7 protein-coding genes and 1 tRNA gene are annotated in these 7,233 nt (G+C 64.4%); 2 read left to right on the plus strand and 6 right to left on the minus strand.

Annotated features, from left to right (window positions below):
• Window positions 1–105: 105 nt before the first annotated feature.
• From AB5Y50_RS10315 to AB5Y50_RS10335, 5 genes are all read right to left on the minus strand, one after another.
• A tRNA-Met gene (locus AB5Y50_RS10315) sits at window positions 106–182 on the minus strand.
• A 235-nt stretch (window positions 183–417) separates the two neighbouring features.
• Complete coding sequence (locus tag AB5Y50_RS10320) at window positions 418–1,137, minus strand: hypothetical protein (protein ID WP_010674858.1); 720 nt, start codon at window positions 1,135–1,137, stop codon at window positions 418–420.
• Window positions 1,138–1,243: 106 nt separating this feature from the next.
• Window positions 1,244–2,878, minus strand: a complete 1,635-nt coding sequence (locus AB5Y50_RS10325) for an ATP-dependent endonuclease (protein WP_113978493.1) — start codon at window positions 2,876–2,878, stop codon at window positions 1,244–1,246.
• A gap of 76 nt (window positions 2,879–2,954) precedes the next feature.
• Complete coding sequence (locus AB5Y50_RS10330) at window positions 2,955–3,077, minus strand: hypothetical protein (RefSeq protein WP_256094327.1); 123 nt, start codon at window positions 3,075–3,077, stop codon at window positions 2,955–2,957.
• 62 nt (window positions 3,078–3,139) lie between these two features.
• Complete coding sequence (locus AB5Y50_RS10335; RefSeq protein WP_042016580.1) at window positions 3,140–4,027, minus strand: helix-turn-helix domain-containing protein; 888 nt, start codon at window positions 4,025–4,027, stop codon at window positions 3,140–3,142.
• Window positions 4,028–4,205: 178 nt separating this feature from the next.
• On the opposite strand from AB5Y50_RS10335, the gene AB5Y50_RS10340 reads away from it, so the two are divergent.
• Window positions 4,206–5,123, plus strand: coding sequence for a DMT family transporter (locus AB5Y50_RS10340; protein ID WP_041215090.1), 918 nt, complete (start codon window positions 4,206–4,208; stop codon window positions 5,121–5,123).
• A gap of 51 nt (window positions 5,124–5,174) precedes the next feature.
• Window positions 5,175–6,107, plus strand: coding sequence for a LysR family transcriptional regulator (locus AB5Y50_RS10345; RefSeq protein WP_069651321.1), 933 nt, complete (start codon window positions 5,175–5,177; stop codon window positions 6,105–6,107).
• Between the two features lie 52 nt (window positions 6,108–6,159).
• Here the strand turns inward: AB5Y50_RS10345 and AB5Y50_RS10350 are convergent, their stop codons facing one another.
• On the minus strand, window positions 6,160–6,939 hold the full coding sequence (locus tag AB5Y50_RS10350; protein ID WP_010674863.1) for a TSUP family transporter: 780 nt from the start codon (window positions 6,937–6,939) through the stop codon (window positions 6,160–6,162).
• Window positions 6,940–7,233: the final 294 nt, after the last annotated feature.

Genomic DNA, 7,233 nt, shown 5'->3' on the forward strand with positions numbered 1-7,233 from the left:
CACCCCGCGTCCGAATTGTATTGCCACCACAAAAAGCAGAGCAGTTGCTTCTTGCTGTCTTCGTTTCCACCGCAGGCGCTAGCGCTTGCCATGAATACAAATGGTTGGTTGCGGGGGCCGGATTTGAACCGACGACCTTCGGGTTATGAGCCCGACGAGCTACCGAGCTGCTCCACCCCGCGTCAGAGGTCGCCCATAATAGGCGCCAACGCTGAGATTGCAAGTAAATATCCTAAAAAAAGTTTATTCGGGGATTAAACCGTCACATACTGCGCTCTTTTGCAACAAATCGCAGTTTTTTCAGGCAGCTAGCGATCTCTCGCCCCTCAGGCCCCTCCCCGCGCTCCCCCCGACTTGCCCCTCTTTGCCATAAAAAAAGCCCGCACAACAAGGTGCGGGCGGGAGGATGCGCCGGGATCAGGCGAGCTGGTGCAACACGCTGGTCGCCGCAATCTGGGCGATGATGAGGCCGCACAGGGTCACGGAGACCACCACGGGGGCCGTCTCCTGCTGACGGTAGATGGGGCTGAACCAGAGCAGCAGGGCTGCGACCAGCAGGCCGGCCTGGGTCACTACCCCGGGGATCAGCGGGTCGAGCCCGGCGCTGCTCCCCTGCCAACCCACCAGCACCGCCAGCCAGATAAGACTCAGGATGGCGGAGACCAGCCCCGCCAGGGGCAGCAGCAGATTGAAGGCTTGCAGGCGGTGGCGGGCACGTAGCAGCATCAGGTGGGCAAAGGCCGACCCCAGCAGCACCATCTGCAGCAGGCCGCCGAGCCAGCCCTGGATCTGCATCAGACCCAGCCCGTAGAGGGCGAGCGGCATGGCGGGCAACCACAGCAGGGTGGCGGGGATGGCGCGCTTGCCCTCCAGACGAGACTGGACCAGGGAGAGCACGATACCGAGCACCAGGGCGGCCCCCCCGCTCCAGATGAGCCAGCCCGCAACCTTGGCCTCCACCGCCAGCATCAGAGAGAGCCCGGTGATCACCCAGACCGAGAAGAGCTGGGTAGTGATCCGCGAGCGCTGGCCCGGGCAGAGATCCCCGCGCCACAGGACGAGCCCCACGGCGATCAGGGCTCCCAGGGCCATCAGACCGGTCAGGGGAAAGAGCCAAAAAGGAAGTTGGACGAACATAGGGTCTCCGGCAGCAGTCCGGGTGCGGGTGCACCCATCACAGGGTAAGGAAGGACAAGAGGCAGGGAGTATATCCAAACTCCCCCCGTCTTCCCAACGTCGCCGGTCAGCTTTGTCCCCGGGCAAGGGCGACCACCCGGGCAAACATCTGTTTGAGCACAGGGGGAATGTGCTCGCTGCCGAGGCGCTCCGCCTCCTCCACCACCGCCAGGGCCATGCCTGGCTTGCTGCGATGGTGGATCGCCTTGGCGATGATGCGCCCGGCGTTGAGGGTGGAGCGCCCCCCGACCCCCGCCTCACGCCGGAACACCCCCTCGAACCCGTTCTGGTAGAGGTAGTGCTCTATGTCTGCCGCCGGCAACTGGGTCAGCCGATCCCGCTCGCGCTCCCCTTTGAGCAGGGAGCGGGCGGAGCTTGCATACTTGGCGCCCGCCTCGTCACCGTCGGTGAGCAGGTGCCACTCTATGCCAAAGTCCCGGGCCACCTTGATGAGGGGAGCCTGGCCGCACTGGGCGAACTCGATGATGCGCACCCCCTCTGCCCGCAGGCTGTAGCCGCAGATCTGGGCCAGCTCCGAGAGCAGCCAGATCTCGGTCTCCCCTTCCACCAGCAGCCAGCAGCGAGCAAACATCGACATGGGCCTGTTGATGCGCACATGGAAGGCAATCTTGCGCAGATCGTCGCTGCTGTAGCGCTCCCCTCCCAACTGATGGCAGAGGATGTCCTGCTGGCGGCGCACCAGACGGCGCACCTGATTGAGGGGCAAGGAGGAGAGCAGGTCCCCCGAGTTGGTGGTGAGCAGCTTCTGGCCGGGCAACTGCTCCAGCAGACCCCAGGCCAGGGCCAGCATGGTGGGATGCAAGCGGCTCTCTGGGTCTTCCAGCATCAGTATGGGTCTGGCCCCCTCCTCCAGCTCCCGGTTGCCCCGGGCGTGGAGCAGCATGGCCGCCATGCCCGCCATGGCCAGTTGCAGCGCCCGGTTGTCCGCATTGCGCAGCAGCACCTGCAGGTTGCCGGGATTGCGCAGGGTCATGGGGCGATTGACGATATCCCGCTGGCTGCGAGGCTTGTGCTTGATGGGCGCCAGGGCGCTGAAGTAGTGCTCCATCAACTGCTGCACCGCCTGCAGCGCCTCCTTGAGTTCTGGCTCGCCGATGCGCTGGGGCTCATCGGTGAGCTTGCCGGCCAGCTCGTCCAGCCGCTGCTCGCACAGATCCCCCCAGGGCAGCCGCTCGATGCCCTCCCGGGCGGTACGGGCATCCCGCAGCCTGAACACCGGATTCATGGTGATGAGCAGACGCACCAGCGCCTCGTTGTTGTCGATGGTCAGGCTCTTGCCGATGCCGTCGAGAAAGTCGTGGGTGGTGAGCACGCTGCCATCATCCTGCAACTCGGCACTGGCACGATAATGCACCCGGTGGAACTTGTCCTTGTGGGGGATCCAGGCCGCCCCGAGGCGGGCCAGACGGCGGGAGTGCTGGCACATCTGGGGACGATACTCGCTGAAGGTGAGCACCAGTTGCAGCGTGCGCGAGGGTTCGAGCTCGGGATCTTCGGGCCGGTGAAAATCATCCTGACCAAATTGATAGGGCTCGGCATCCCCCAGCAGGCACCAGAGGGCCCGCAGCAGGCTGGATTTGCCCCAGGCGTTTTCGCCGATGAGCACAGTGGTGTTGTCCAGCCCGAGGGAGAGGCGATTTATTCCGCGAAAACCTTTGACTTCAATGCGTTCCAGAAACATGCGGCCATATCCAGTCCATCCTGATGGCGCAATAGTGGCAAAGTTGCCGGAAAAATCCTATCGGGTTACGGCGTTTTCAGCGGGAACTGTGAGGAACGAGCGGTTCGGGCGGCGTCGGCTGGGTGGCGCGATAGAGGGGGGCATTCCAGTGGTTGAACCAGAGATGGCGAGTACGAGTCTGACGTTTGCGATGATTCAATGGGCATTCCTTTCAATGGACAAGAGACAGAGGGTACACCTCTTTTGCCCAGAGTCTCAGGGTTATCTGTGACAGGAGAATGACAACTGGGCTCGCCACTGGCCCGGGCTCAGGCCGAACGCCTCCCGAAAACGGTTACCAAAATGGGCCTGGGAGGAGAAGCCGCACTGGGCGGCGATGCTGGCCAGAGGCTCGCTTCCCGCCAGCAACTGCTTGGCCCGCTTGAGCCGCAGCCCGAGCAGGTAGCGGTGGGGCGGACAGCCCAGGCTCTGCCCGAACATACGGGCGAAGTGGTATTCGCTCAGACCCGCCTCCCGGGCGAGTTCTCCCAGGGTGACCGGCTCGGCCAGGTGAGCCTGCAGATACTCCTGCACCCGGCGCACCACGGCCGGGGCCAGGCCGCCGCGCACTTCCGGCAGCGCCGGGGCCTCGCGGGTGTGATGGCGATAGGCGTGCAGCATCAGCATCCAGGCACCGTGGGAGAGCGCCATGCGATCGATGCCGTGCTGCCAGTCCAGCTTCATCAATTGCCCCTGCACCAGGGCCGCCGCCTGGGGATCGTCGATGAAGGTCTTGTCTTCCAGTTGCAGATGACGCCCCTCCTTGTCACACGCCTGCTCGGCGATACGGGTGAAGTGGGCGGGGGTGAAGTAGAGGTGGAAGAAGCGAAACTCCTCGCGCACCAGCCACTCGGACCTGTGGTGATCCGGCATGATGCACACCTTGCCGGCACCGCCATGGCCACCGGGGCCGTCCAGCCGCTCGGTCTGCTCGCCCCCCTGCAGGTAGACGCTGATGGTGTGGTTGCCCGGCTTGTGGTAGCGGGTCTGATCGTAGCGGTTGCACCAGCTCGCCACCCCGAGTCCGGGCTCCAGCCAGCAGGAGTCCTCCAGCCTGGCACCGGTGCTCACCAGGGCATCAAAGACCCCTGCCTGTCTTGTCTGCTGCATGGCATGCTGCACGCTTGCGTCCCTCTCTGGCACTTGCCGCCCCTTTCCTGTCGCCATCTTATCGCGCCTCATGGTCAAAGGCTGCGCCTCCGTTGAAAAAACCGCAAGATGGTGCAAGCCGGCACCCCGCCTCACGGTTCATGCTGATCACATCATCTTCTCTTGATGGGATCACACCATGAATCTGATGCTCTATGTTTCCACCGTCCTCATCTGGGGCAGCACCTGGATTGCCATCGCCTGGCAGCTCGGCCCCATCCCCATCGAGGTCTCGGTGCTCTATCGTTTCGCCCTGGCGGCCCTGGCCCTGTTCGCCCTGCTCACGGTGAGCGGCAAGTTTCCGCGCCTGCCCTGGGCGGGCCAGCGTTATGCTGCCCTGCTCGGCGCGTTGCTCTTTTCCACCAACTTCCTCTGTTTCTACCACGCCACCCTCTATATCCCGAGCGGCCTGTCGGCGGTGATTTTCGCCAGCGCCAGCATCTTCAACGGCCTCAATCTCTGGCTGTTCGAGGGTAAACGACCGGGCCTGCGCTGGCTGCAAGGATCGTTGCTGGGGCTGCTTGGCACCCTGCTGCTCTTCTGGCCGGTGCTGGCGGATGCGCAACTGGGTGCAAACGGCTGGAAGGGCTTGCTCTTTGCCTGCGCCGGCACCCTCTGCTTCTCCCTGGGCAACCTGGTCTCCGCCCGGGGACAGCGCCAGGGCTATCACGTATTGCAGATGGTACCCTGGGGCATGGTCTACGGCGTGGCGCTGCTGCTGGGCTGGGTCACGGTACTCGGTCAGTCACTCACCCTGCCCACCGACCCGCGCTACCTCGCCGCCATGGTCTATCTGGCCATCTTCGGCTCCGTCATCGCCTTCACCGCCTACCTCACCCTGGTGGGGCGCATCGGTGCCAGCAAGGCGGCCTACGCCACCGTGCTCTTCCCCCTGGTGGCCCTCACCCTCTCCACCTTCTATGAAGGCTTTGTCTGGCAGACGGTCTCCATCGTCGGCGTGGTGGTGAGTCTCATTGGCAACCTGGTGATCTTCGCGCCCCCCGTCAAGGCGTGGCGCTGGCCGCTATCAAGGGCCGCAAACGGTACTTGCCCCTGATGCCACCAGCCCCTAAGGTAACCGCGTCCAACACACGAGGAGGGAGGACGCATGTTACTGGAAGGGCTGGAGACACTCTGCCTGCTGGCAAGCGAGGGCACCATGGCCAAGGTTGCAAGCCGCCTCTATATCAGTCAGTCGGCGGTCAGCAAGCGCATCGCCCAGCTGGAGCAGCGCCTTGGCAAGAAGCTCATCGAGCCGGATGGCCGTCATATCCGCCTCACTCCCCAGGCCCGTGAACTGCTCGCCCGGGTAGCCCCGAGCCTCGCCGAAATGAAGGGGGTGCTGGCGGACAGCCAGATCCTCACGGATCAGACCCCTCTGTCCATCGCCTGCTCCGAAACCCTGCTGGCGGGCTACCTCGCCCGCTTCATGCACGCCTATCTTGAACGGGATCCCCACATTGCCCTCTCTACCCACCACACCCCGGTCATTCTGGCCCGGGTGCGCGGCGGGGATGCCCTGCTCGGGATCTGCGCCGGCCGCCTGCCGCCTGGCCATGGGCTGTGTGCCGAACGGCTGCTGGAGGAGCCCTTCTATCTGGTGGGGGAGGCTCTGGATGAGGCGGCGCAGCCGGATCACCAGGGCGCCTTGCAAGAAACTGTGACCAGCAAGCAACTGGCTGAAGGCGACGTGAGTCAGGGGATGCAGGGCAAGGTGCGCAAGATCCTGACCATGGATCTGGAGAACCCCTCCAACCGCTATCTGCGCGAGCCCCTGGCCGCCCTCGGGCTTATCCCCGCCATGGAGCTCGATTCCTACCTGGCGCTGATCGAGCTGGCCAAGGCAGGCATTGGCCCCGTGCTCCTGCCCGCCGGCCTGCTGGCGCTGGTGGGTGAGCAGGGGACACAGGCACGCCCCCTGCCGGGACTGGGCCGCCCGCTCCACCTGGTCTATCGGCCAAACAGCCTCAAGCGCGATCGCATTGCCCGCCTGGTGCAGGCGCTGCAAGCCCATTTCCGGCAACTGACGGCACTGGGCTGAAACGCAAGAGGGCCCGATCTGCGATCGGGCCCTCGTCATGGGGGATATCGGCTCAGCCCAGCCAGGCAAAGAGCTCGGGGTACTGGCTCCACACCAGCTTGGCGGACATCACCAGGGAGACGGTCACCAGCAGCGGCTTGATGAGCTTCACCCCTTTCTTGAGCACCAGCTTGGAGCCCATGCGCGCCCCGATGAACTGCCCCAGCGCCATGCACAGCCCCACGCTCCACACCACCTTGCCCCCCAGGGTGAAGAAGAGCAGGGAAGCGATGTTGGAAGTGAAGTTGAGCAGCTTGGTGTGGGCGGTGGCCCGCGCCATGCCAAAGCCCGCCAGGGCCACGAAACCGATGGCAAAAAACGACCCCGTGCCCGGCCCGAAGAAGCCGTCATAAAAGCCCACGCCCCCGCCCACCAGCAGGGCGAACGCCATGGGAGTGAGGCGACGCTGGCTCTCCGCATCGCTCACCCTGGGGGAGAAGTAGAAGTAGCAGGCAAACGCCATCAGCAGGAAGGGGAGCAGCCGCTCCAGGATGGCGGCATCGATGGTCTGCACCGCCAGAGTGCCGATGGCCGCCCCGATGAAGGTGCAGATGACCGCCGGCCAGATGATGGCCCACTCAAGGAGCCCCTTGCGGGCATAAAACCAGGTGGCGGAGAAGGAACCGAAACTGCTCTGCAACTTGTTGGTGCCAAGCACCAGGGCCGGCGGCATGCCGGTGGCCAGCAGGGCCGGCACCGTCAAGAGTCCCCCGCCCCCGGCGATGGCATCGATAAAGCCGGCGATGAGGGCCACCCCGAACAGGGCGACCAGGGTGAGCAGTTCCAGTTCCATCCATAGACCTCGTGTGATTGGCGGCGCCCGGCATGGCCTGGAGCCTGAAGGAGTCAACAGGTCGCTATCCTAGCGAGGGCGGGCTCATGAAGCCAACGAAACAATGGCAGCCAACTAATTCCTTATTTTCATCAATCAGCCCGCGAGAGGGCCTGCGCCTTGATAACCGCCAGCCTCTGTAACAGGGGCGCTTCATCCGCACCGGGCGCACGGCTTACCCGGCCAGCCATGTAGCGGCTGCTGATGAGGATTAATCCAGAGCGCGGCTCTGGCCCTTGATGGCCTCCAGCCCCT

It is taken from the genome of Aeromonas sp. s6, assembly GCF_040907815.1.
Taxonomy (GTDB): domain Bacteria; phylum Pseudomonadota; class Gammaproteobacteria; order Enterobacterales; family Aeromonadaceae; genus Aeromonas; species Aeromonas caviae.

Excerpts from the sequence above, each read along its gene's own strand:
- AB5Y50_RS10320 (WP_010674858.1), bottom strand. The coding sequence starts at position 1,137 with ATGTTCGTCCAACTTCCTTTTTGGCTCTTTCCCCTGACCGGTCTGATG.
- AB5Y50_RS10325 (WP_113978493.1), bottom strand. The coding sequence starts at position 2,878 with ATGTTTCTGGAACGCATTGAAGTCAAAGGTTTTCGCGGAATAAATCGC.
- AB5Y50_RS10335 (WP_042016580.1), bottom strand. The coding sequence starts at position 4,027 with ATGCAGCAGACAAGACAGGCAGGGGTCTTTGATGCCCTGGTGAGCACC.
- AB5Y50_RS10340 (WP_041215090.1), top strand. The coding sequence starts at position 4,206 with ATGAATCTGATGCTCTATGTTTCCACCGTCCTCATCTGGGGCAGCACC.
- AB5Y50_RS10345 (WP_069651321.1), top strand. The coding sequence starts at position 5,175 with ATGTTACTGGAAGGGCTGGAGACACTCTGCCTGCTGGCAAGCGAGGGC.
- AB5Y50_RS10350 (WP_010674863.1), bottom strand. The coding sequence starts at position 6,939 with ATGGAACTGGAACTGCTCACCCTGGTCGCCCTGTTCGGGGTGGCCCTC.